The organism is Pseudoalteromonas sp. RB2-MNA-CIBAN-0110 (assembly GCF_040309305.1).
GTDB lineage: Bacteria > Pseudomonadota > Gammaproteobacteria > Enterobacterales > Alteromonadaceae > Pseudoalteromonas > Pseudoalteromonas arctica.
The window spans coordinates 1-246 of record NZ_JBEOOQ010000282.1; the positions used below are offsets into that span (position 1 = coordinate 1).

Annotated in this window: 1 protein-coding gene; it reads left to right on the top strand. The window is 42.7% G+C overall.

What is annotated here, in order from left to right:
- A partial coding sequence (locus tag AAEY68_RS21500; protein WP_350586879.1) for a FixG Ig-like domain-containing protein occupies positions 1–246 on the top strand: 246 nt, incomplete at both ends.

Genomic DNA, 246 nt, shown 5'->3' on the forward strand with positions numbered 1-246 from the left:
GCTCAAGTTAGTGGGCTATGGCGCTTTAACTGCGCTGTTAATTATTTCTATGTTTGCTTGGATGCTACAACGTACGCCTATCGAAGCCTCTGTCCTTAGAGACAGAAATGCACTGTATCGGGTAAATTATGAAGGGTTAGTCGAAAACCCTTATACACTCACCATCATTAACAAAACGCAGCAACCTCTGCATTATTCTATTTCAATTAGTGGGTTAGAAGGTGCGAGCTTGCAAAGTCCTAACGC